Here is a 23,143-nt window from a genome sequence, read left to right as displayed (position 1 = left end):
CTTGTGGTTACGGCTCAGGGTTGGGCGGATATCACCATCTGCGATGGGCTACCAACCGGCGTGTAGTCGGAGGCAAAGGTTAATTTGCCATCCTTCGGCGCCACGCTGAAGCGGGTAATATTATCGCTACGCTGGTTCATGACGTACAGCCACTGCCCCTGATTATCCAGGGTCAGCGTACGGGGGTAATCCCCACGCGTCCAGATATCCTCCTGGTGGCTCAGGCGGCCGTCGGCCTGCACCGTAAAGTGGGCGATGCTGTTATGCAGGCGGTTGGCGACATACAGCTGCTTACCATCGTTGCTCAGCGCCAGACCGGCGGCAAAGCTGGTGCCCTTATACTCTTTCGGCAGCGCGGAGACGGTTTTGCCTTCGCGCAGCAAGCCGCTTTGCTTATCCAGATGATAGAAAGTCAGCGTCGACGCTTCTTCGTTGATCAGCCACAGGCCGTCGCCCTTTGGCGTAAAGACGAAGTGGCGTGGGCCGGCGCCCGGCGACGAAGCGGCGATGAACGGCGGATCGTTCGGCGTCAGCTTGCCGCTGGCGCTATCCAGCCGGTACTGATAGATCCGATCCAGCCCCAGATCGGTGGAATAAACAAATTTCCCGCTGGGATCGGCGGCGATCATATGGGCGTGCGGGCCATTGTGATCGCTGATGGCGAAGCTGCCCTCGACGGCCGCCGCCGGGCGTTCGGCGCCTGCCGGGCCTTCATCCTGATGCTTGTCCACTGCCTCGCCCAGGCTACCATCTTCTTTCACCGGTAGCACGGCGATACTGCCGCTGACGTAGTTGGCCACCAGCAGATGTTTACCATCCGGCGTCAGGGAGAGATACACCGGCCCGGCGCCGCCGGAGGCAACCTGGCTGAGCGCGGTCAGCTCGCCATTCTTCTCAATGCGCCACGCCTGCACGACGCCTTTTTCGACTTCACTGGCGGCATACAGCGTTTTGCCATCGCGCGACACGGTCAGCTGCGCGACGTTTGGCAACGCGCTCACCAGCGCCCTGTCACGCAGCGCGCCGGTGTTGGCATCGACGGTAAAGCGGTACAGACCTTCGCCATTGGGATTATAGGTACCTACCCAGGCATAGTGGGTTTGCGCGGCGCCCGCGGCGGCGGCAAACAGGGACAGTGAAGCGACAAGCAGATGACGAGCGACAGGCATAGCAACTCCTTGATGGTTCGGTGGGATAAGTTGCCTCTCACCCCGGCCCTCTCCCAAAGGGAGAGGGAGAAAACCAGATGGTTCCCTCTCCCTCCGGGAGAAAGTTAGGATGAGCGGCAATAGCACTACTTCACTAACTGTTTAGTCATCTCCAGCAGCTGGCGCACATCGGCCGGGCGGGTGTTGCCGCTGGCTTTATCGATAATCGAGCTGTAGATATGCGGGATGATTTTGCTCACCCCGGCATCGAGAGCGATTTTCAGGATCTCGCTGTAGTTGTCCAGATCGATACCGCCGGTCGGTTCCAGCCAGAAATCGTGCGCAGCGCAGGCTTTGGCGACGGCTTCGAATTCGGCGCGGTGCTTCAGGCCGCCCATCGGGAAGTATTTGATGGAGCTGCCGCCCATGTCTTTCAGCAGCGCGATGGCGGTTTCCAGCGGCACAATGCCATCCGCCGCGCCGCTGCTCAGCGGGCCGGTGGAGATCTTCACCATTCCCGGCGTACCGGTCGGCGAGACCAGGCCATTCACCACGGTCTCATTCTGCCCGAGCAGCGCGCGGCTGGTAGCCACGCCGGTGAAGACCTGGTTGACGTGCTGCGGCTGCACCTGGCGAGAAATCTCGCTCACCATCGCCGACTGGTTTGGATCGCCTGCGCCCAGCCCGACGGAGAGCGCGTTATCAATAAGCTTCGCGTAGTCACGCATATCGGCCACCGCGCTGGCGACATCCGGATAGTTTTTGGAGAGCACGCCGACCAGGACATGACCTTCCGCCGCGTCGTAAATTTCGCGGGCGTTGTCTTTGCTGCCCGCCAGGACGTTCAGGCACACGCGATCACGGTAAAAGTTTGGGGTCAGTTTCATGCTTGTTTCTCCTTGTTCAGCACTTCCGCGATGCGGCGAGCAACCACCGCCAGCTGCTGCGCGTTCACGCTGCGGACATCGGCTTCGATAATGCCTTCATTCGCTTTATAGCCGCGGAAGTAGATGGCGTATTCGCCCTGCTTCAGCGCGTTAACCAGATCGCCGGTCTTCACGCCGGTCACCGCTTCGTTGAATTTGATTTCGGCGCGGGCGATATCGCGACCCGCGCTATCCCACACCACCCGGGCGGTCACGCCGTTAAGCGTGTTGAGCTGTTCGATAAACGGCGTCATCTTCGCCACCATCTGCTCGCCGCTCTCTTTGCTCGCCGTCAGGTAGTGTTCAATGGCGCAGGTCAGGCCAAGAATGCCCTCTTTACCCACTTTCATCGCCCGGCCAATCCCCATCGACTGGCGTTTAACCCACTCGACGTACTGCGTTTTGCCGATCACCAGCCCGCTGGTCGGCCCTTCAATGGCTTTTGCGCCGCTGTAGATCACCAGGTCGGCGCCCATGCGGTAGTAGCACTGCAGATCTTCTTCCGCCGCCGCATCGACAATCAGCGGCAAGCCATGCTGGCGCGCCACTTCCGCAGCCTGCGCGACGTTGAGCATGCTTTTCTGTACGCAGTGGTGGGATTTGATGTACAGGATCGCCGCGGTGCGCGGGGTGATTGCCGCCGCCAGCTGTTGGGCGGAACATTCGTTGGCGTAGCCCGCTTCCACCAGCTTACCGCCGCCCAGCGCCACCATGGTGCCAACCGGCGCGCCGAAGTTGACGTTGTGGCCCTTCGGCAACACGATTTCGTTATTCTCAATCGGCGTAACGTGCAGGTTCTCCAGCAGCCAGTCGCTGTCTTTCACCAGCACCGCCGCCACCGACTGGGCAATCCCCGCCGACGCGCAGGAGACAACGGTCGCCCCTTCCACGTCCAGCAACCTGGCAATGTACTCGCCGGTTTTATTCACCAGGTCTTTCATTTCAAAGTACTGGTTCATACCGGCCATCGCGGCTTCCACCACTTCCGGGCGCGGCGTGGAAACGCCCAGCGCCGTCATGCGGCCCGAAGTATTAATCACCTGTTTTAAATGGTATTTCTCAAAAATCGAAGGCATGTTCCGCGCTCCCTTGTTCGGTCAGATAGCCTTTGCCCGCGCGGATCGCGGCCAGCGGCACCAGAATGTTGTCAGCCTGGAGGCTCTCTTTTTCGGCATCCACCAGCAGCGTGGGCCGGTGCTCCAGGCGAAATAGCGTTAAATCGGCGTCGAAGCCCACTTCCAGCCGCCCTTTACGCGACAGGCGCAGCCCCTCGGCGGCGCTGACGGTCACGCAGGCAATGACCTGCGGCAGGGTCATGCCGATGGCGAGGAATTTCGACATCACCAGCGCCAGCGAGCGCACCGGGCCATCGATACGGTTACGGCAGTAAATATCGGAGCTGATGGTGTGCGGCAGAATGCCCAGCGCAATCGCCCGCCGCGCCACTTCAAAGCTGAAGCTGGCGGTGCCGTGCCCAACGTCGAGGCGCACGCCGCGCTGCAGAGCGCGAGTAATCGAGCTACGCAGTTCGCCGGCGGGATTCAGAATGCGGTTCGGCTTGCCGTTATAGCAGTGGGTAATGATGTCGCCGCGGCTCAGCAGATCGGCGATTTCATCGAGGTTCGGCGGGTTATTGCCGATGTGCACCATCAGCGGCAGATCGCCGTTTTCCTGCTGAATGGCCTTGGCGCGCGCCAGCGGCGTAATGCCGTTTTCGCCGACGACGCTGCTGCTCATCCGCGCCTTCAGGCCGACGATAAAATCAGGATGACGCTGCACCGCCTGCTTCACCGCAGCGGCGTCGATATTGGCCATATTCGCCAGTTCATTCTGCGCAATCAGCCCGACGCGCGAGATATTGAGCAACGCATAAACTTCCGTCGCCGCGTTACGGGTCAGTTGATAGAAGTCATCGACGTCGTCGGCGCCGGTGCTGCCGGCATCAATCACGGTGGTGACGCCGGTGGCGATGCCGACGCTGTCCGGCTCATCGTGATAAATCGGCGAATTCGGGTAGCAGTGAACGTGGGAGTCAATCCAGCCGGCGCTGACGTAGCTGTTGCCGTGCAGATCGAGGGTGTTGCGGGAGGGCGCGCTAATCTCGCCCAGCGCCGCGATTTTCCCGTCCTGGATGGCGATATCAGTCAGGGTATCGTCGACGAGGCGCGCACGGCGCAGGAGTAAATCAAACATAGCTATCTCCTGATGAAAAGGGTGAATCTGTTGCCGGATGGCGGCGTACCGCCTTATCCGGCCTACCAATCGCGCTGACGTGTAGGCCCGATAAGCGCAGCGCCATCGGGCGATTAGCTAATCGCCACCGGGAAGATGGAGCCGAGGATCATCGCGCCGAGGATGGCGCCGCCGGTGATCGGTTTCTGCCAGATGTAGAACAGCAGTGCGCCAACCAGCGAGCCAATCCCGATAGGAATCGAGGCGGTCATCGCGCTGAGGATAATCAAGGGACCGAGGAAGCGGCCGGAGGCATTACCGGCCCCCATCATCACGTCGGCGCCGTAAGTGGAATCGCTCTGGTTAATGGTGAACTTACGCGCCAGAATGATGATGTAACCCACTGCCAGACCAAGGACCAGGCCGGTGACCAGCGAGGCGGCGAAGTTCGCCACCGGGAAGACAAAGCCCGCGCCGAGCAGCAGCGCCGGTACGCCAAGACCGATACCGGTCTGTATCGCTCCGCCGATATCGAGGATCCCCACCAGCGACCCTTCGATGATGCGGGCGAACAGGAAGCTGGCGCCAAACGCCGCCACCGCGCCGTAAACGCCGGTATCAATCCCCGACTTCAGCATGGCCACGAAGGCCACTTCGTTAAAGGCGCCGATGCCGTACAGGTAGTACATGTGCGTCCCGGCGAAGACGCCGGAGGAGAGCAGGCCAACAAAGATCGGGAACGACCAGTCGGCATACCAAAAACCTTTATTCTGTTCCATTATCAGGCTCCCGTTACTTGCCGCTGAGTGAGTTGTGGATCATGTCCAGCCAGTTCGGCACGGTCAGATGGAAGGATTCGATCATCTTCATGTCGAAGCCGCGGAAGAAGCCGCTGAGGACAAACAGCGCGACGATGGCCACCATCATCACTTTAGTCACCCGGTTCCAGCCGCTCTCTTCGACGCCTTTACCGATCAGGATCCCCAGCACCAGACCCGGTACGGCGTTACCCATAATCAGCTGCGCGGCGCCGCCGAAAATCGTCGCCCAGAAGCCTGATTTCTTACCGGCATCGATAGCCGCCAGCCAGAAGATCACCGGCATCACGGTGTTCACCAGCAGGTTTGCCGCCGGCACCAGGACCTTAACCGCGGTCACCTGCAGCGCTTCCGGTACGGACGAGGCGGTGAGGTTGAGGAAGGCGACGACAATCATGCCGATGATGCCGCAGGAGATGGCCATTTTTTTCGGATCGTGCAGCGTTTCGCCGACGTTACGATTTTTCAGCATTAGCGCCGCCGCGCCCCAGTTGGGGATAATGCGGTGGTCAACATCCTGGGTGAAGGAGCCTGCTGCCACGGAAGAGGCCCAGGCGTTAAAGAAGAAACCGAGGCCAAAGGAGAAGTGGGAAGCCGGATCGCCTTCGCAGGAATTCAGCTCGCCCAGGGTTCGAAACGCCCCCATCCCCTGGGTGGTAGGGGCGTGAAACATGCGTGCCGCTCCGGCGCCCACGCCGACGCCGACCAGGCCGCCGATGATGAGCGATTTTATTAAAATTATCAGGAACATAGTCAGACCCTTTGCTAACAATCAGGTTTGCGTGACGAAATCCACTTTATCGAGATCGATGGCGGTCACGTTGACGGTGACGTCCAGCTCCACGCTGTAGGTCCGTCGTTCACGGCGCAAAAAGAAGAACAGGAAGGCCTCTTTTCGTACCGCTTCGCGCGCATGAACAACCGTCACGTCCTGTGGCTCAATACGCAGCAGAATGTGCGATGAGGTTTTCATCACCGCAGCCTGCACATGGTTCAGGGCATCGGCGAAGGCCCGTGATTTGCTTTCGCCTTTGCCGGCAACCCTCACCGTGGTGGTGAATTGCTCTTTCATACTTATGCGCCGTATTTCTTTTTCCAGGCTTCTACCAGGCGCTCGCCCAGCTCTTCTTTATCCATAAAGCCGAAGCCCAGCACGTTGCACCCTTCGTTGATGGCAGTGACGCCCTCTTCCACCGAACGCATGCCATATTTCGCTTTGTAGCCGTATTTGGTCTGGGCGGTGATGGCCCCGGCGCCGCCGCTGCCGCAGAAGGAGATGCCGAAGGTAGCGTTTTCCGCTTTCATCATGTCGCCAAGCTTCATATCGGCAGCAACGCCAGGGACGACCACAGCACGTGCGCCCGCTTTCTCAGCGCCTGCAGCGACTTTTTGGCCTTTACCCAGACGGTCGCCAATGACTACGGTGATTTGTTCCATGTTTTGCTCCTTACAGGTTTTCTTTTGCGACTTCGAAATGGACGGACAGCAGCCAGGCCTCTTCATCGGGCAGGTTGCCGAACTGCGCGACCACTTCGCGGGCCAGCGTCATTGAATCTGGTGAAATCTCTTCGAACAGGCTGGCATCCACTTCCGGCAGCGGTTCACCACTGATTGACCGGTGGGCCATGGCCCGCACGTGGGAAGTCAGCATTTGCTCCTGAACGTCGTTAGGGACGATGCCGTGACGGTTTAACAAGGCGTAAACCTGCTGCAGCATCTTGTCAGCCAGCCGTTCAGTCTGCGCTGCCTGCTCCCCTTCGTCGTGTATTACCGCTCCGTTATTCACTTCTGATACCCCGCTGATGTCTCTGGAAATCAAGGTAGCGCCGGGGGATGGGAGTTTGTAGCGAGTTGTTTTCCACTTCGAAGTGGAAAGGGAGACGGCAGGCGTGATCGACCCCACATATTCACAGGGAAAAGGCAAAAACGACGGCTATGACGTGAGATGTATCACAACAATGAGCGTGGACAAGGCGCCCGCGGCAGCGGAAAGGCCGGAAAAAGAGAGTGGAAAAATGTGATATCGGTAGGCTTTCAGGCGGGAGGCATCGGCTGATGCCTCCCGAAAAGAACGGTTAGCGGTACTTCTTATGGTAGGTGTTGCGGGTGGTTTTAAACTCCTCCGCGGCGGCCTGCGCCTCTTTCACCTTGCCTTCGTTCGCCAGCTTCAGCGCACCGTCGATCTGGCCGATCAGAATATCCAGACCATGACGGTAATCTTTCATCTCAGCGCTGTCGGCCGCTTTGCCTTCCAGCTTCGGCGGGGTCTCTTTCTGGGCATCGACCGCGGCGGTACGCATCTTATTCAGCGCCGCTTTCAGCTCGCCGGCGTCGGAGGACTTCTGTACCACTTGCAGGTTTTCTGCCAGAGTGTCCATGTCTTCGCCCAGGTCGGCGAAGGCCGACGCTGAACCGAGCGCAAAAGCAGAGACAGCCAGCATCGCTAACAGTTTTTTACGCATTGCTCACTTCCTTTTTATTATTTAAGCAAACAGGTGTTATTGCCCGGCGATTTTCATCTCCGGCAGCAGCACAGAACCGCACTGAATGTTGCTGCGCGTTTCAATATCATCGCCAATGGTCACGATATTACGCCACATTTCTTTCAGATTTCCTGCAATGGTGATCTCACTGACAGGATATTGAATTTCGCCGTTTTCTACCCAGAAGCCGGATGCGCCGCGTGAGTAGTCGCCGGTGACGCCACTGACACCCTGCCCCATCAGTTCGGTAACCACAAGACCGGTGCCCATCTCTTTAAGCATCTTTGCAAAACTCAGGCCGCGGCCGTTAATGCGCCAGTTGTGGATGCCCCCGGCGTGGCCGGTGCTTTTCATCCCCAGCTTACGCGCCGAGTAGTTGGTCAGCAGCCACTGGGTCAGCACGCCGTCTTTGATGATGTCACGACGCTCAGTGCGCACGCCTTCGCTGTCGAACGGCGTGGAGGCCAGCCCTTTCAGCAGGTGCGGATGTTCTTCGATGGTCAGCCACTTAGGCAAAATTTGTTTGCCCAGCGAATCGAGCAGGAAGGTGGATTTGCGGTATACCGAACCACCGGCAATCGCTCCGACCAGGTGGCCAAACAGCCCTGTCGCCACTTCGTTGGCGAAAATAACCGGCGCCTTCATAGTCGACAGCTTACGCGGCGCCAGACGCGACAGGGTGCGGCGAGCGCACTCTTCCCCGACCCATTCCGGGGACTGCAGATCCTCGATCGCCCGGCCAATGGTGTAGGCGTAGTCGCGCTCCATATCGCCATCATCTTCCGCGATGACGCAGCTGGAGAGCGAATGGCGAGTCGAGCAGTAACTTTGCAGCATGCCGTGACTGTTACCGAACACTTTGATGCCGTAGTGGCTGTTAAAGCTGCCGCCTTCGGTGTTGGTGATGCGTTTATCGGCCTTCAGCGCCGCTTGCTCCGCGCGGGCGGCCAGTTCGATGGCTTCGTCCGGGGAGACCTCCGCCGGGTGGAACAGGTCCAGATCCGGGGCGTCAAAGGCCAGCAGCTCTTTATCGGCCACACCGGCAAACGGATCCGGGGAGGTGTAGCGCGCAATATCCAGCGCCGCCTGTACGGTGCGGGCGATGGCGTCCGGGCTAAGATCGGTGGAAGAGGCGCTGCCCTTGCGGTTCTGATGGTAAACCGTAATGCCTAACGCCCCATCGCTATTGAATTCTACATTCTCCACTTCGCCATAGCGGGTGCTGACGCCGATGCCCGTCGTTTTGCTGACGGAGACTTCCGCACCGTCAGATTTACCTGCCGCCAGTTCCAGTGCCGTGGTAACGGCTTCTTCCAGCGTCTTACGCTGCTGTGCAACTTGAGAGATGACTTTCATTGCTAATGCCATAATGTAAGAAGGAGTTAACTGAAGTCTAACAGAGAACCGTTTTTCAGTGCGCGCCTTAACTGGTAACATTAGCCTCTTTTTTTAAGGAGCCTGAGATGACAAAGCAGCCCGAAGACTGGCTCGACGACGTGCCCGGTGATGACGTTGAAGATGAAGATGATGAAATCATCTGGGTCAGTAAGAGTGAAATTAAGCGCGACGCGGAAGAACTGAAGCGTCTTGGCGCGGAACTCGTTGACCTGGGGAAAAACGCGCTGGATAAAATTCCGCTGGATACTGACCTGCGCGACGCCATCGAACTCGCCCAGCGAATCAAAAAAGAGGGTCGCCGCCGCCAGCTTCAGCTTATCGGTAAGATGCTGCGCAACCGCGATGTCGATCCGATTCGTCAGGCGCTGGACAAGCTGAAAAACCGTCACAACCAGCAGGTTGCGCTGTTCCACAAGCTGGAGCAGATCCGCGACCGACTGATTGACGATGGGGATGACGCTGTCGCTGAAGTGCTGAACCTGTGGCCAGATGCTGACCGTCAGCAGCTGCGTTCGCTGATCCGCAATGCGAAGAAAGAGAAAGAAGGCAACAAGCCGCCGAAATCGGCGCGCCTGATCTTCCAGTATCTGCGTGAACTGGCGGAAAACGAAGGCTAAGTCCCGCTGTTTTTGCCCGCAATCGTCTCCCGGATGGCGGCGCGCTGCGCCTTATCCGGGCTACGGAACCCTATATATCAACCGGTTACTCTGTTTCGTAGGCCCGCGCAAGCACAGCGCCGCCGGGCAACCTGTACCAGACTCCGTTCCCGTCGTTGTGCCGGATGGCGGCTAACGCCTTATCCGGCCTACGGAGCCCTATATATCAACCGGTTACTCTGTTTCGTAGGCCCGCGCAAGCGCAGCGCCGCCGGGCAACCTGCATCAGACTCCGTTCCCGTCATTGTGCCGGATGGCGGCTAACGCCTTATCCGGCCTACCTTCACCCCAGTTCTAAGGCTTGCGCCAGCAGGGGGATTCCCGTCGCATCGGATGAGTCCCCTCATCCGCACGACGATACGTTTGTTTTTTGCCTTGTTGCCAAGCTGAATCGTTAAAGCTAAAAACAATATAGATCACATATCCTGGTGACAAATACGCATTACTTAGCAAAATAATACGACCTCCATCTCATTTAACATCATAAAAACGGCCACTTTCTCACCAGGTGAGGCGCTTCACATTTTAATCACCCCCATGCCGGTAGATTTCACACGTCAATGACACAATCGATTCAGCAAAAAGGGAATAAAAATGAAAAAGACATTGGTTCTGACGACGATCGCCCTGCTGGTTTCTGGCTCAGCCGCGGCAAAAACATGGGTGCTGACGAACGCTGAAGAGGGACTGGATAAAGGAAACTGGCAGATCAGCAGCGATCAGCTGAAGGTGAAAGACCATGCGTTCAGCATTGAGCAAAAAGTCCTGCACGGCGGTAAGCAGGAAGGCAGCAAAGTCCTCACCATTCACAGTAAAGACGGCCTGACCATTACCTTGAGCCCAACCCGCGGCATGAACTTACTGCGTATTGAGGGTTTCGGCAGCCGGATGGGCTGGGATTCGCCGGTTAAAGAGGTCGTCAACCCGGCGTTTATCAACCTGGAAAGCCGCAATGGACTCGGCTGGCTGGAAGGATTCAACGAGATGATGGTCCGCTGCGGCTATGAATGGACCGGCCATCCGGTGACCGCGGACGGGCAGATTTATACCCTGCACGGCAAGGCGGGCAACACTCCGGCCTCGCGGGTAGAAGTCGAGGTGGCTGACAGCGCGCCGTATGAAATCCGCATCCGCGGCCTGGTGAAAGAGAGCACCTTCAAAAAAGCCGATCTGCAGACCCTGACCGAACTGCGCTACGTGCCGGGCAGCAACAGCTTCAGCCTGCATGATGTCTTAACCAACCATGCTGACTATCCGCATGATTATCAGATTATCTACCACAGCAACTTCGGCACCCCGATTCTGGAAGAAGGCGCGCGCTTCCTCGCCCCGATGTCCAGCATCAGCCCGTTCAATGATTACGCGAAGAGCGGGTTAAAAACCTGGCAGACCTACCAGGGACCGACCAAAGATTTTGACGAGATGGTATTTAATATTCAGCCGCTGGCCGATGAAAATCACCAGACCCTGGCCGCGGTGGTCAACAAAGCGGGCGATAAAGGGGCCTCCATTCAGTTTGATACCCGTCAGCTGCCGGTCCTGACGCTATGGAAAAACACCGACACCATCAAACAGGGCTACGTCACCGGTATCGAACCGGGCACCAGCTACGCCTATCCGGTCACCATTGAACGCGAACAAAAACGCGTGAAGCAGCTGCAGCCGGGCGCCAGCGCGCAGTTTGATCTGACCTACACCCTGCTGCACGACAGCGCTCAGGTGGCCGCCGTTGAGCAGAAAATCGCGCAGATTCAGGGCGACAATAAAGTCGCGGAGAACGAGACGCCGATCGCCAAAGAGTAAGGTTGTAACCAGTGAATTCCCGGAGCGGGGCGACGCCCCGTTCCGGACTACTCCCGCCCCATCACCTCGCGCCCGAGATCCCGGGCAAACTGCTGGTACTGTCGCTCATCGATCGGCTGCGGGTAGCTCAGCACCAGCAACTCATGATCCGCGATGCCCTGATGATAGCTCGGGTGATGATGCGCCCACGCATTGGCATGAAATCCCATCGACTGATAAAAGCGCAGCCGTTTATGAGCGATTGCCGTGGTTAGCGGATCGATTTCCAGAATGGTCAGCGGCGCGCGCGTCAGGATCTGCGCCAGCAGCTGTTTACCATAGCCGCGGGAGCGCTGCGTATCGTCGATCGCCAGATGTTCGATATAACCGTAGCCGGTAAACTGCCAGCAGCCGCTGAGGCCGATAAATACGCCCTCATCGAACCACGCCTCCAGCGCGTAGCGCGGGTGGCTCAGCGCCTGAAGTTTGGCGTCGCTTTCGCGCTGCTCGTGCCACGGAAAGGCGCGCGCGTAGAGCGCGTCCAGCGTGGCGAAATGGGGCGAGTCGGTAGAACGTAATCTTTCGCAGGTCAGCATGGCACAATCCCTGGTGGCGAAAACAAAACTGCCCTCACACGGAGGGCAGTGATCGGAGGCGTTCGCGCTTATTCTGCCGCGGCCGCTTTTTGCGCCAGCTTATCCAGCAGCTTCTGATGAATGCCGCCGAAGCCGCCGTTGCTCATCACCAGGATATGGTCGCCCGGGTGGGCGGTTTTGACCACCATCTCCGCCAGGGTATCGACGTCGGCGCTCCAGTGGGCCGGCTGGACGCAGGCTTCCGCCACTTCCGCCACCTGCCACGGAATATGCTGCGGCTGCAGGAGGAACACTTCATCAGCGCGACCGAGAGACGGCGCCAGATCGTCTTTGCAGACGCCCATTTTCATGGTGTTAGAGCGCGGCTCCAGCACGGCGAGAATGCGCGCGGTGCCGCCCACTTTGCCGCGCAGCGCCTGCAGCGTGGCGAGGATTGCCGTCGGATGATGGGCGAAATCGTCATACACGGTAACGCCGTTGGCTTCGCCGCGCAGCTCCAGGCGACGGCGGGCGTTGATAAAGCTGCCCAGCGCGTTCGCGGCATCCGCCGGCAGCACGCCGACGTGACGCGCCGCGGCAATCGCCATCAGGCCGTTATGCATATTATGCTCGCCGACCAGCGCCCACTTCACTTCACCAACCTTTTCGCCGTCGAGCAGCACTTCCCACTGCGAGGCGTCGGCGTTCAGCTTCTTCGCCTGCCAGTGGCCCTGCTCGCCCACCAGCTCCTGCTCGCTCCAGCAGCCCATCGCCATCACCTGCTTCAGGTTGATGTCGTTCTCCGGCAGGATGATTTTGCCTTTGCCCGGCACGATACGCACCAGATGGTGGAACTGTTTCTGAATCGCCTTCAGGTCGTCAAAGATGTCCGCGTGGTCGAACTCAAGGTTGTTGAGGATCAGCGTCCGCGGGCAGTAGTGAACAAACTTGGAGCGCTTGTCGAAGAAGGCGCAGTCATATTCGTCGGCTTCAATCACAAAGAACGGGCTGTCGCCCAGGCGTGCGGAAACATCAAAGTTCCCCGGTACGCCACCGATCACGAAGCCCGGTTTATAGCCGCAGGCTTCGAGGATCCAGGTTGCCATCCCGGCAGTGGTGGTTTTGCCGTGGGTCCCGGCGACGGCCAGCACCCAGCGATCGCGCAGCACGAAGTCGTGCAGCCACTGCGGGCCGGACATATACGGAATATTGTTTTCCAGCACCGCTTCAACGCACGGGTTGCCGCGAGTCATGGCATTACCGATGATCACCAGATCCGGCCGGGGCTCCAGCTGACTGGGGTCATAACCCTGAATTAAATCAATCCCCTGGTTTTCCAGCAGGGTGCTCATCGGCGGATAGACGTTAGCATCCGACCCTGTTACCTCATGACCGAGGGAGCGCGCCAGCATGGCCAGGCCCCCCATAAACGTGCCACAGATTCCTAAAATATGAATGCGCATTCGTCATTTCCTTCTCTTATCCGGGGCACATTTTACCCATATCCCGGGCGCTGGCGAAATGCATTTCAGGCGAATCTGTATTTTGCTGGCGCGATTCACCAGTGCGCACTTTTTTGATTCTTTGTTAAGATTGTTGCGTTCGTTTTACTCAACATAAAAATGCAGGGAACGAGTTATGAAAACGTTAGGTGAGTTTATTGTTGAAAAGCAGCACGAGTTCTCCCACGCCACCGGTGAGCTGACTGCTTTGTTGTCAGCAATAAAGTTGGGCGCCAAGATCATCCACCGCGATATCAACAAGGCCGGTCTGGTCGATATCCTGGGTGCCAGCGGTGCTGAAAACGTTCAGGGCGAGGTTCAGCAAAAACTCGATCTGTTCGCTAATGAAAAATTAAAAGCCGCACTGCGAGCACGCGATATTGTTGCCGGGATCGCCTCCGAAGAAGAAGATGAAATTGTCGTCTTCGAAGGGTGTGAACACGCCAAATACGTGGTGCTGATGGACCCTCTGGATGGCTCCTCTAACATCGACGTTAACGTCTCTGTCGGAACGATCTTCTCTATCTACCGCCGCGTCACGCCTGTCGGCACGCCGGTGACAGAAGAAGACTTCCTGCAGCCGGGTAACAGGCAGGTGGCCGCGGGCTATGTGGTCTACGGCTCTTCGACGATGCTGGTATATACCACCGGTTGCGGCGTCCACGCCTTCACCTACGACCCGTCCCTCGGCGTCTTCTGTCTGTGTCAGGAGCGCATGCGCTTCCCGGAGAAGGGCAATACCTACTCCATCAACGAAGGCAACTACATCAAATTCCCGCAGGGCGTGAAGAAGTACATTAAGTACTGCCAGGAAGAGGACAAAGAGACTCAGCGTCCTTATACCTCACGCTATATCGGCTCGCTGGTGGCGGACTTCCACCGTAACCTGCTGAAGGGAGGCATCTACCTGTATCCGAGCACCGCCAGCCACCCGGACGGCAAGCTGCGCCTGCTGTATGAATGCAACCCGATGGCCTTCCTCGCCGAACAGGCGGGCGGTAAGGCCAGCGACGGTAAAGAGCGTATTCTGGATATTATCCCGGAAAGCCTGCACCAGCGCCGCTCCTTCTTTGTCGGTAACAACCACATGGTTGAAGACGTCGAGAACTTCATTAAAGCATTCCCGGACGCCTGATCCCTGCCCTCCCTTCCCGCCTTGCGGGAAGGGAGTTCCCTGTCAGCGACTCCCCGCTCCGCTCACCCGCGTCACCGCCGCATTCTGCCGATTTTCCCACAGCACCGTCAGCCCACGCTGCAGCGCGATAAAGATAAACAGCAAAATACCGATCGCAATTTTCGTCCACCATGAGCTGAGGGTGCCATCGAAGTTGATGTAAGTCTGAATCAGCCCCTGGATCGCCACCCCGAACAGCGTTCCCAGCACGGTGCCAACACCGCCGCTGAGCAGCGTACCGCCGATCACCACCGAGGCAATCGCGTCCAGCTCCACGCCAACGCCCGCCAGCGCATAGCCCGCCTGGGTATAAATGGAAAAGACGATCCCGGCCAGCGTCGCCAGCCCGGTGGAAAGCATATAGATACGGATCGTGGCGCTGCGAGTCGAAATCCCCATTAAATTCGCCGACGTCGCGTTGCCGCCGATGGCATACACCTGGTTGCCAAAGCGGGTGCGATGGGCGACAAAAATACCGGCCACCACCACCAGCAGCATCAATAGCCCCATGGCGCTGAGACGACCGCCGCCGGGGATGGTCCATGCCAGTCCGGACAAGGTGTCGTAGACCGGATGGTTAATCGGAATCGACTCCTCCGACACCAGATAGCTGACGCCGCGCAGGAAGAACATGCCGGCAAGCGTGATGATAAAAGCCGGGATCTTCAGCGCGTCGATAAGCAGCCCCATAAACGCACCGAAGGCGCAGCCCATCACCAGCACCAGTGGAAACGCCACCAGCGGCGATATTCCCCAAAAGCCAATCGCTTTGGCGAGGAAGACGCCGGTAAAAGCGATCACCGACCCCACCGACAGATCGATCCCACCGGAGAGGATCACAAAGGTCATGCCCACGGCGATGATCCCGAGGAAGGCATTATCCGTCAGGATATTGCAGATCACCCGCGTTGAGGCAAAGCCGGGGAACTGCGTCAGGCAGTAGAGATAGCCCAGCACAAACACCGCCAGGGTGATCATCAACGGTAAATTACGTTTTATCATGGCCGCGTACCCCTTTCAGTAAACCGATAAAGCGCGGCGACTGGACAATCAGTACGCACAGCACCACCACCGCTTTCACCACCTGGTTGAGCTCCGGCGGAAAGCCAGAAAGCAAAATGCCGGTATTCATGCCCTGGATAATCAGCGCCCCCACCACCGATAGCAGCAGGTTGAAGCGCCCGCCCATCAGGGAGGCGCCGCCGATGACCACCGCCAGAATGGCGTCCAGTTCGAGCCACAACCCGGCGTTATTCGCATCCGCGCCGCGTATGTCCGCCGCCACGATGATTCCGGCAATCGCTGCGCAGACGCCGCTCAGGACATAGGCCAGCATCACCACGATGCGGGTATTCACACCGGCGTTTTTCGCCGCGCGGATGTTGATCCCTACCGCTTCGATAAACATGCCCAGCGCCGTTTTACGGGTAAACAGCCAGAACAACAGCAGGGTGGCGGCAGCGATGATCACCGGCGTTGGAAACAGCAGAAACGATCCGCTGCCGAGCCATGCCAGGGCCGGGGAATCAAAGGTGACGATCTGTCCGGCGGTGATTAACTGCGCGACCCCGCGCCCGGCCACCATCAGGATCAACGTCGCCACAAAAGGTTGGATCTTAAGGATCGCCACGAGGATACCGTTCCACAGCCCGGCCAGCGCACCGGCCCCCAGTGAGGCCAGCACCACCACCGCCAGGCTGTGCCCGGCGACGGTCATCGAGGCGGCCGTCGCGCCGGCAATCGCCATCACCGCCCCCACCGACAGATCGATACCGCCGGTGGCGATCACCAGCGTCATGCCAATGGCCAGCAGCGCCACCGGCGCGGCGCGGTTAAGAATATCGATCGGGCTGCCAAACAGGCGGCCATCCTGGAGCACCACCTGATAAAAATGGGGCGCGACCAGGCTGTCGACCAGCAGCACCAGCAGCAAGGCAATGATCTGCGGGGTGCCCTTCGGCCAGCTGAAGCGTCGCTTCTCCGGGCCGGTTTGCGAAAGAGATCGAGGCATCATGAGTTACTCCTTATGCCGCAATAGCGTTCATGATCGCCGGTACAGAGAGCTCGGCGAGCGGGATCTCCGCCACCTGTCGGCGATCGCGCATGATAATGACCCGATCGGCGTAACCCACCAGCTCCTCCAGTTCAGAGGAGATAACCAGCAGCGCCAGACCATCGGCGCAGAGGGTTTCAATCAGGCGAATAATTTCCGCATGGGCGCCGACGTCGATGCCGCGGGTCGGCTCATCGAGGATCAGGAACTGCGGTTTGGTCAGTAACCAGCGGGAGAGCAGTACCTTCTGCTGGTTGCCGCCGGAGAGAAACTCGATCGGCTGCTCCGCGCTCGGGGTACGGATCCCCAGCTGGCGAATAAAGCGCTCGGCGATCTCGTTCTGTTCACGCCGGGGGATCGGCCGCAGCCAGCCGCGCTGCGCCTGCAGGGCAAGGACGATATTTTCCCGCACCGAAGCGGCGGCGATAATGCCGTCGGTTTTGCGATCTTCAGGACAGAAGCCGATCCCGAGGCAGGAAGCCTGATGCGGGGAGCGCAGGGTCTGAGGTTTGCCTTTGATCCACGCCTTCCCGCTGTCCGCCGTTTTAATACCGAAGATCACCTCGGCGGTTTCCGTGCGTCCGGAACCCAGCAGGCCGGCGAGGCCCACAATTTCGCCCGGACGGACCTGCAGGTCGAACGGGGCGATGGTGCCTTTTTTACCGTAGCCTTCAAACGCCGCCACCGGCTTATCGCTCAGCAGGGTACGGCCCGCCCGCTGCAGGGCATTGTGGTCCAGTTCGCGACCCAGCATCATTTTCACCAGCTCAATCTGCGGTAGCTCGCGAGTCTCGCGGCAGCCGACGAAACTGCCGTTGCGCAGCACGGTGATGCGATCGCTGACCGCATAGACCTGATCGAGAAAATGGGTGACGAAGATTAGGCTGACGCCGTTATCCCTGAGCTGTCGCATCAGGGTGAACAGCATCTCCACCTCCTGGGTATCGAGGCTGGCGGTGGGCTCGTCGAGGATCAGCACTTTGGCCGACAGGTCGATGGCCCGACAGATAGCGACGATCTGCTGCATCGCCACCGAAAAGCGGTTCAGCGGTTCGCGCACGTCGAGAGAAAAGCCGTAGGAGGCCATCAGCGCCGTCGCCCGCGCCTCCATCTCTTTGCGTCGCAGCAGGCCAAACCGCCGCGGCTCACGGCCGATGAACAGGTTATCCGCCACCGACATATTGGGTAGCAGGTTCACTTCCTGGTAGACGGTGCCAATCCCCAGCTGCTGGGCATGGGCGGTATTTTTGGGCGAAATAGCCTGGCCTTCCAGCCAGATGGTGCCGCGATCGGCATGATAAACGCCGGTAAGCGCTTTGATCAGCGTCGATTTTCCGGCGCCGTTTTCGCCCAACAGGGCCATGATTTCGCCGCGCCGCAGGCTAAAGTTGACGTTATCCAGCGCCTTAACGCCGGGGAAGAATTTACTGAGTCCTTCGGTGCGAAGGATCTCCTGGTGTGCCTCGGCGCTCATAATCGATGTCACCTTTAAATGATGTCAGGTTACCCCGGGTCGCGCTGGGCTTCCCGGGGTTACTGGAACGCTGCTTTTCACCCTCTCCCACTGGGGAGAGGGATGGAATGAGGGGCTCCCCACTCAGTAGCCCATATTTTTCTTCTTCTCTAACTCTTCTTTCGCCGTATCCGGCAGATACAGCGTCGATTTGGTAATGGTCAGCTTCTCAGGCAGGGTGCCGTCTTTTTTGTATTTCTCCAGCGCATCAAACGCCGGACCGGCCATATTTGGCGTCAGTTCGACGCTGGCGTTGGCTTCACCAGCGATCATGGCTTTATAGATATCCGGCACGCCGTCGATAGAGCCCGTGAGGATATCTTTGCCCGGCTTCAGACCCGCCTCTTTAATGGCCTGGATGGCGCCGATTACCATGTCATCGTTATGGGCGAAGACCATGCAGATGTTTTTGCCGTTATTCTCAGCTTTGATAAAGCTCTCCATCACCTCTTTCCCTTTGCTGCGGGTGAAGTCGCCGGACTGAGAGCGGATAATTTTGATATTCGACGCTTTGGCAATCGCGTCGGCGAACCCTTTCTTACGATCGATGGCCACGCTGGCCCCAACGGTGCCCTGCAGTTCAACGACGTTACACGGCTTACCGTCGACGGTTTTCACCAGCCAGTCGCCAATCAGTTGGCCTTCCAGCACGTTGTTGGCGGTCACGGTGGTCATGTAGAGATCTTTATCTTTAACATCAATGGAACGGTCGAGAAGGAAGACCGGGATCTTGGCCTCTTTCGCCTCTTTCAGCACCGGTTCCCAGCCGGTGGCCACCACCGGTGCAATGAAGATCGCGTCGACCCCCTGAGCGATAAAGGAGCGCACTGCTTTGATCTGGTTTTCCTGTTTTTGCTGACCATCAGCGATCTTCAGGGTGATACCGCGCTTGGCGGCCTCCTCTTTCGCGACGCTGGTTTCCGCCGCACGCCAGCCGGATTCAGAACCGACCTGCGAAAAACCTACGGTTAGCGGGGCAGCTATCGCCATAGACGACATAGCTGCGGAAACTGCTGTGACAAGAAGTAAGCGCTTCCACATAAGGGTATCCTCGTAGGGTTATTGTTGGTTAAAGTCTCACCTGCGGACAAACTATAGACAATCGGTGATGTAACTGAATGCGTTACATCACACTTCAAAAAAGTAAATGAGATGTTAATGATGGCCTCGCTGCCCAGCGGAGAGCCGATAAGGCTTCGCAGGGAGCGCGGCTGTTGCGGTTTATGACGTTTTTTTAAGCAGTTTGATAAATCAATCACATGCAATGAAAACGGTTACATAAATTTATTCATGATGTGGCTATGTTTATGGATTTTCATGTCATTATTACGCGAAAAATTCGGAGCACTCCGCGGCGATATCGGGAAAAAGAAGCGAAGACTTTCGATGTGAGTTGGCTATAATACCGAGCACTTGTTTGCCATACATTTTAAAGGAAACAGACATGAGCTTACTCAACGTACCTGCGGGCAAAGATCTGCCGGAAGACATCTACGTCGTGATCGAAATCCCGGCGAACGCAGATCCTATCAAATATGAAGTCGACAAAGAGAGCGGTGCACTGTTCGTTGACCGTTTCATGTCCACAGCAATGTTTTATCCGTGCAACTACGGTTACATCAACCACACCCTGTCCCTGGACGGTGACCCGGTTGACGTGCTGGTCCCGACGCCGTACCCGCTGCAGCCGGGCTCCGTGATCCGCTGCCGTCCGGTTGGCGTTCTGAAGATGACCGACGAATCCGGTGAAGATGCGAAACTGGTTGCCGTACCGCACACCAAGCTGAGCAAAGAATACGATCACATCAACGATGTGAACGATCTGCCGGAACTGCTGAAAGCCCAGATCACTCATTTCTTTGAGCACTACAAAGATCTGGAAAAAGGCAAGTGGGTTAAAGTCGACGGTTGGGACAACGCGGAAGCGGCGAAAGCTGAAATCGTTGCCTCTTTCGAGCGCGCAAAGCAGAAGTAATTCTGTCTCAGGCAGGGTCATCCCCTGCCTGATTGCGGCACGGATAGCCGCGATAACACCATGGAGGGTGTCCCGTGAAAAGCGTTCGCTATTTCACTCTGAACTATACCGGTTTCACAACCGCCGCCTGTGAAAAACAGGGATATCTGCGCCTTATCGCCGGCGAGCATGTCTTTTATACCGATAAACGCTATTTTAAAGACCCCGCGCTTTTTGACCGCCTGACGATCAATCAGCCTCTGCACCTTGGCGTCCGCCGTCTGGACAACGGCTGTTACTGGATCCACTGGCTCAGCGATGGCGAAACGCTCCTTGAACCCAGTCAACGGGTAACGCGCTGGGCCCGTCCGCTGCTGATTATCAGCCTGCTGACGCTCATCGTCGCTCTTATCCCGCTAGTGATGAGCACCTCAGAATGGGGAAGGTTCGGCTGCGGCATTATCGCGATACTGGCCTTCATCGGACTGTTAACAGGGCTCTATGAGCGACTGTTCCACCCGGCGCTAAAACGGCACCCCGCCATGCGCGATCTGCTGGCGAAGATGGCAATGGCCCGCCGCCGCGACTTTTCCTTTTGCCAGCCACTACCCGCAACGGCGCGGGCCGTCCGCCAGTCGGCAATGCCTTTTACGCAAGCCCTGCCGGAACGCTATGCCGTCCGGACGGGAAAAATTAGCACTATCATTTTTAAGAAGTGGTTCGCGGGGAACCCAACGCGGGAATACCATGGCGTTGGGATACAATGCGACACGGCACCGCTGGCCTTCTTCTGGCAGAACGGCTTCGCCAACTTCGGCCTGCATCCCTTTTTTTACCGCCGTCAACCGCCCTTTCTCGCTATCGGCGATCGGATAGTCGCCGTCTACCAACGGAAAGATAACGACATCCAGGCGTTATACAACGTCAGCGACGGGGGCGCTTTTCTGAAAAATCATCCCTGTTATCCCGGTGACCGGCAAATGTCGCTAGTCTATAACCTGTTTTATGGCATGGTGCTGGTGATGTACCTCCTCATACTCGGCATGTCGCTAAATAACCCATACAAACCAGCCAGGGGATTTTGGTGGTTAATTCAGGATTCACTGGACATGCTGTCCCTATTATTACTCTGCTTTGGCGGGATCCTGGCGGTACTGGAGCTGATTGGCCCAACGGCCTGGTTATTATCACACCGGGTAGCTGACTGGCTGAAGATGCGCTCGGCGATGCGGCGCTACCTGCAGGGAGTGGCCCGCCATACCGCGCTCGAGGAGATCATGTAATGTTCAGTACTCCAACACGACGATTATTCTTTCTCGCGCTGACGACGCTGGCTTCCGCGATGTGGCTGGCGAAGGATCATCTCCCGCTCTGGTAAGGAGCGGGCCGGCAACGCGTGATACGTAAAACACCACCATTTCATCAAGGAAGGAACCTTGTGAAACAGACCCATTATTTCACCCTGAATTTTACCGGCTTCACCACTGCCGCCTCGGAAGAGCAAAGCTATTTACGCCTCATTGCAGGCGAGCATGCCTTTTATACCGATAAACGCCATTTTAAAGACCCCTCGCTTTTTGACCGTCTGAGGCTCGGCCAGCCGCTACATATCGGCACTTGCCGCCTAAAGGATGGCAGTTACTGGATCCACTGGTTAAGCGATGGCCACATTTTGCTCGAACCTTCCCGGCAGCCGCTGAGTATTAAAAAGCTTCTTCGACCTGTCGGCTTGGTCTTTTTTGTTTGCTTGATCATTCTCGCTTGTGCTCCATGGTTGGATATTTTTTTATTATTATGTTTTATCACAATGTTGGTGAATCCCTTCGGCATCTTCTCTTTTTGCTCTTGCAATTTCTCACTCAGGTTACGTGTTCTCAATGCGAAAATGCAGCGAACGAAGCAAGGCGATATTTCATTCTGTCAGCGTCTGGAAATTCTACCCGCTACTTCTGAAAGGCATCCACCATCGGCCAACAACGAGATAGCGCTGCCAAAAGAATTTGCGCTTGAAGAAGGCGTGATTCTGAATAGTTATTATCAAATATGGATCGCTACGAGGGTAAGGCCTTATTTTATCAAAGAAGGCGCCTGTTTTCAGCTGGCGACTCGTCACTCGTTTTTTTCAGCGCGCTTGACCTGGCTGAGCGATGCCCTGAATAATCGTTGTCGCCCGCCATTTCTTGCCGATGGGGACTGGGTTATCGCCGCACGCCGGCATGGATACGATGATCTTCAGGCGTTATACAATGTCAGTGATGGCAGTGTTTATTTAAAAAATAGCCCCTTTCATCCCGGCAACCAGCAGATGGCATCAATTTATAAAATCGCGTACGGCCTCGTACTCATAGTGATGTTTTTTACGCTCACCATCAAACTGCACGACCCCATGCTTAATCTGGGCAGTTGGCCATTTTATCGTGAAATGCTTACCAGGCTGACAGGCACCCTGCTCCCGATTAACCTGCTGTTAATAGTGATGGAGTTTGTCCGTATGATTGCCCATCCCCTGTCACGTCGGGTGGCCGGTAGAGTGAAGGTACATCAGGCCATATTACGTTATGCCAGACGTCAGGGCGCCAGAATGACGCCATGGGAACTGAAGTAATAAAAAACAACGCCACCCGAAGGTGGCGCTGTCGTGGTTAGTACTGGTCGCGATCCAACCAGTTGCCGTTCGCTATCAACGTACATCCCTCAACGGAACGTTGATACACATACATCCATGCGCTGCCGTAAGGCGTCTGAATGAGGTGGCGCGCATACTCGCCCCCCTTCGTGCGTAGCGCATCCAGTTCGGCCAGCGTCGATGCATCAATACGATAAACTTCACCATGTACTGTGCCTTCGCCGGGCACCGCGCCTGGATAGTGGCCCAGGCTGTACAGCTGATAATCGTTGACACTATGAGCGCCCAGCCACTGGGCGTTGGTCATCCAGTGGCTGTTGCCTTGTTTGCGTCGTAAACTGCCGTAAACAAATATTCGCATTG

General features: G+C 57.4%; 25 protein-coding genes and 1 pseudogene. 7 read left to right on the top strand and 19 right to left on the bottom strand.

The window, feature by feature from the left end:
* Window positions 1–14 precede the first annotated feature (14 nt).
* The 9 genes from N438_RS23175 to N438_RS23135 form a co-directional block, all read right to left on the bottom strand.
* Window positions 15–1,169 (bottom strand): lactonase family protein, encoded by a 1,155-nt coding sequence (locus tag N438_RS23175; RefSeq protein WP_022065399.1) that lies wholly within the window; start codon window positions 1,167–1,169, stop codon window positions 15–17.
* A gap of 125 nt (window positions 1,170–1,294) precedes the next feature.
* Complete coding sequence (locus N438_RS23170) at window positions 1,295–2,035, bottom strand: KDGP aldolase family protein (protein ID WP_008807137.1); 741 nt, start codon at window positions 2,033–2,035, stop codon at window positions 1,295–1,297.
* Window positions 2,032–3,150, bottom strand: coding sequence for a DgaE family pyridoxal phosphate-dependent ammonia lyase (locus N438_RS23165; protein WP_016160167.1), 1,119 nt, complete (start codon window positions 3,148–3,150; stop codon window positions 2,032–2,034). Before N438_RS23165 ends, N438_RS23170 begins: the two co-directional genes overlap by 4 nt.
* The gene (locus N438_RS23160; protein ID WP_012969089.1) at window positions 3,134–4,267 is read right to left on the bottom strand and encodes an amidohydrolase/deacetylase family metallohydrolase; all 1,134 of its coding nucleotides are present in this window, start codon (window positions 4,265–4,267) and stop codon (window positions 3,134–3,136) included. The genes N438_RS23165 and N438_RS23160 overlap by 17 nt, the downstream gene beginning before the upstream one ends.
* 113 nt (window positions 4,268–4,380) lie before the next feature.
* Window positions 4,381–5,025, bottom strand: a complete 645-nt coding sequence (locus tag N438_RS23155) for a DUF4310 family protein (RefSeq protein ID WP_004152267.1) — start codon at window positions 5,023–5,025, stop codon at window positions 4,381–4,383.
* A 13-nt stretch (window positions 5,026–5,038) separates the two neighbouring features.
* Complete coding sequence (locus N438_RS23150) at window positions 5,039–5,815, bottom strand: DUF4311 domain-containing protein (protein ID WP_002886897.1); 777 nt, start codon at window positions 5,813–5,815, stop codon at window positions 5,039–5,041.
* A gap of 21 nt (window positions 5,816–5,836) precedes the next feature.
* A complete protein-coding gene (locus N438_RS23145) occupies window positions 5,837–6,136 on the bottom strand; it encodes a DUF4312 family protein (RefSeq protein WP_004206503.1) in 300 nt (99 codons plus the stop codon).
* Between the two features lie 2 nt (window positions 6,137–6,138).
* Complete coding sequence (locus N438_RS23140) at window positions 6,139–6,501, bottom strand: SFCGS family glycine-rich protein (protein WP_004206501.1); 363 nt, start codon at window positions 6,499–6,501, stop codon at window positions 6,139–6,141.
* A 10-nt stretch (window positions 6,502–6,511) separates the two neighbouring features.
* On the bottom strand, window positions 6,512–6,850 hold the full coding sequence (locus N438_RS23135) for a PRD domain-containing protein (protein WP_008807140.1): 339 nt from the start codon (window positions 6,848–6,850) through the stop codon (window positions 6,512–6,514).
* Window positions 6,851–6,953: 103 nt separating this feature from the next.
* Between N438_RS23135 and N438_RS28405 the strand changes: the two genes are divergently transcribed.
* Window positions 6,954–7,085: a hypothetical protein gene (locus N438_RS28405; RefSeq protein WP_012543089.1), complete on the top strand. Its 132-nt coding sequence runs from the start codon at window positions 6,954–6,956 to the stop codon at window positions 7,083–7,085.
* A gap of 54 nt (window positions 7,086–7,139) precedes the next feature.
* On the opposite strand, the gene cybC is transcribed toward N438_RS28405, so the two are convergent.
* Together cybC and pmbA are read right to left on the bottom strand one after the other, a co-directional pair.
* Window positions 7,140–7,526, bottom strand: a complete 387-nt coding sequence (cybC, locus tag N438_RS23130) for a cytochrome b562 (RefSeq protein WP_022065396.1) — start codon at window positions 7,524–7,526, stop codon at window positions 7,140–7,142.
* Between the two features lie 36 nt (window positions 7,527–7,562).
* The gene (gene pmbA / locus N438_RS23125; protein WP_116696534.1) at window positions 7,563–8,915 is read right to left on the bottom strand and encodes a metalloprotease PmbA; all 1,353 of its coding nucleotides are present in this window, start codon (window positions 8,913–8,915) and stop codon (window positions 7,563–7,565) included.
* 95 nt (window positions 8,916–9,010) lie between these two features.
* On the opposite strand from pmbA, the gene yjgA reads away from it, so the two are divergent.
* A complete protein-coding gene (gene yjgA, locus N438_RS23120) occupies window positions 9,011–9,562 on the top strand; it encodes a ribosome biogenesis factor YjgA (RefSeq protein ID WP_004177664.1) in 552 nt (183 codons plus the stop codon).
* A 333-nt stretch (window positions 9,563–9,895) separates the two neighbouring features.
* On the opposite strand, the pseudogene N438_RS28400 reads toward yjgA, so the two are convergent.
* Window positions 9,896–10,011: pseudogene (locus N438_RS28400) on the bottom strand (hypothetical protein).
* Between the two features lie 184 nt (window positions 10,012–10,195).
* Here N438_RS28400 and N438_RS23115 point away from each other — a divergent pair.
* A complete protein-coding gene (locus tag N438_RS23115; RefSeq protein WP_116696533.1) occupies window positions 10,196–11,404 on the top strand; it encodes an aldose 1-epimerase family protein in 1,209 nt (402 codons plus the stop codon).
* A 47-nt stretch (window positions 11,405–11,451) separates the two neighbouring features.
* On the opposite strand, the gene N438_RS23110 is transcribed toward N438_RS23115, so the two are convergent.
* Together N438_RS23110 and mpl are read right to left on the bottom strand one after the other, a co-directional pair.
* Window positions 11,452–11,979, bottom strand: a complete 528-nt coding sequence (locus N438_RS23110; RefSeq protein ID WP_096834539.1) for a GNAT family N-acetyltransferase — start codon at window positions 11,977–11,979, stop codon at window positions 11,452–11,454.
* A 68-nt stretch (window positions 11,980–12,047) separates the two neighbouring features.
* Window positions 12,048–13,421: a UDP-N-acetylmuramate:L-alanyl-gamma-D-glutamyl-meso-diaminopimelate ligase gene (mpl, locus tag N438_RS23105; protein WP_002886886.1), complete on the bottom strand. Its 1,374-nt coding sequence runs from the start codon at window positions 13,419–13,421 to the stop codon at window positions 12,048–12,050.
* 175 nt (window positions 13,422–13,596) lie between these two features.
* Between mpl and fbp the strand changes: the two genes are divergently transcribed.
* A complete protein-coding gene (gene fbp / locus N438_RS23100) occupies window positions 13,597–14,595 on the top strand; it encodes a class 1 fructose-bisphosphatase (protein WP_008807144.1) in 999 nt (332 codons plus the stop codon).
* A gap of 42 nt (window positions 14,596–14,637) precedes the next feature.
* Here fbp and yjfF read toward each other — a convergent pair whose 3' ends face one another.
* The 4 genes from yjfF to ytfQ form a co-directional block, all read right to left on the bottom strand.
* The gene (gene yjfF, locus N438_RS23095; protein ID WP_002886825.1) at window positions 14,638–15,636 is read right to left on the bottom strand and encodes a galactofuranose ABC transporter, permease protein YjfF; all 999 of its coding nucleotides are present in this window, start codon (window positions 15,634–15,636) and stop codon (window positions 14,638–14,640) included.
* Window positions 15,623–16,648 (bottom strand): galactofuranose ABC transporter, ATP-binding protein YtfT, encoded by a 1,026-nt coding sequence (ytfT, locus tag N438_RS23090; protein WP_008807145.1) that lies wholly within the window; start codon window positions 16,646–16,648, stop codon window positions 15,623–15,625. The genes yjfF and ytfT overlap by 14 nt, the downstream gene beginning before the upstream one ends.
* Window positions 16,649–16,658: 10 nt before the next feature.
* Entirely contained in the window at window positions 16,659–18,161 is a 1,503-nt protein-coding gene (gene ytfR, locus N438_RS23085; protein ID WP_008807146.1) for a galactofuranose ABC transporter, ATP-binding protein YtfR, read from the bottom strand.
* A gap of 123 nt (window positions 18,162–18,284) precedes the next feature.
* Entirely contained in the window at window positions 18,285–19,241 is a 957-nt protein-coding gene (gene ytfQ, locus N438_RS23080; RefSeq protein WP_008807147.1) for a galactofuranose ABC transporter, galactofuranose-binding protein YtfQ, read from the bottom strand.
* Window positions 19,242–19,644: 403 nt separating this feature from the next.
* On the opposite strand from ytfQ, the gene ppa reads away from it, so the two are divergent.
* The 3 genes from ppa to N438_RS23065 all read left to right on the top strand — a co-directional run bounded on the left by ppa (window position 19,645) and on the right by N438_RS23065 (window position 22,759).
* On the top strand, window positions 19,645–20,175 hold the full coding sequence (gene ppa / locus N438_RS23075) for an inorganic diphosphatase (RefSeq protein ID WP_002886766.1): 531 nt from the start codon (window positions 19,645–19,647) through the stop codon (window positions 20,173–20,175).
* Window positions 20,176–20,249: 74 nt separating this feature from the next.
* Window positions 20,250–21,437, top strand: a complete 1,188-nt coding sequence (locus tag N438_RS23070) for a hypothetical protein (protein WP_072123582.1) — start codon at window positions 20,250–20,252, stop codon at window positions 21,435–21,437.
* A 155-nt stretch (window positions 21,438–21,592) separates the two neighbouring features.
* Window positions 21,593–22,759, top strand: a complete 1,167-nt coding sequence (locus N438_RS23065) for a hypothetical protein (RefSeq protein ID WP_116696532.1) — start codon at window positions 21,593–21,595, stop codon at window positions 22,757–22,759.
* A 37-nt stretch (window positions 22,760–22,796) separates the two neighbouring features.
* Here the strand turns inward: N438_RS23065 and N438_RS23060 are convergent, their stop codons facing one another.
* On the bottom strand, window positions 22,797–23,141 hold the full coding sequence (locus N438_RS23060) for a gamma-glutamylcyclotransferase (RefSeq protein WP_008807149.1): 345 nt from the start codon (window positions 23,139–23,141) through the stop codon (window positions 22,797–22,799).
* Window positions 23,142–23,143 lie beyond the last annotated feature (2 nt).

It is taken from the genome of Klebsiella sp. GL120222-02 (genome assembly GCF_003097195.1).
Classification (GTDB): Bacteria; Pseudomonadota; Gammaproteobacteria; order Enterobacterales; family Enterobacteriaceae; genus Klebsiella; species Klebsiella variicola.
This window is presented reverse-complemented; position numbering and strand designations above follow the sequence as displayed.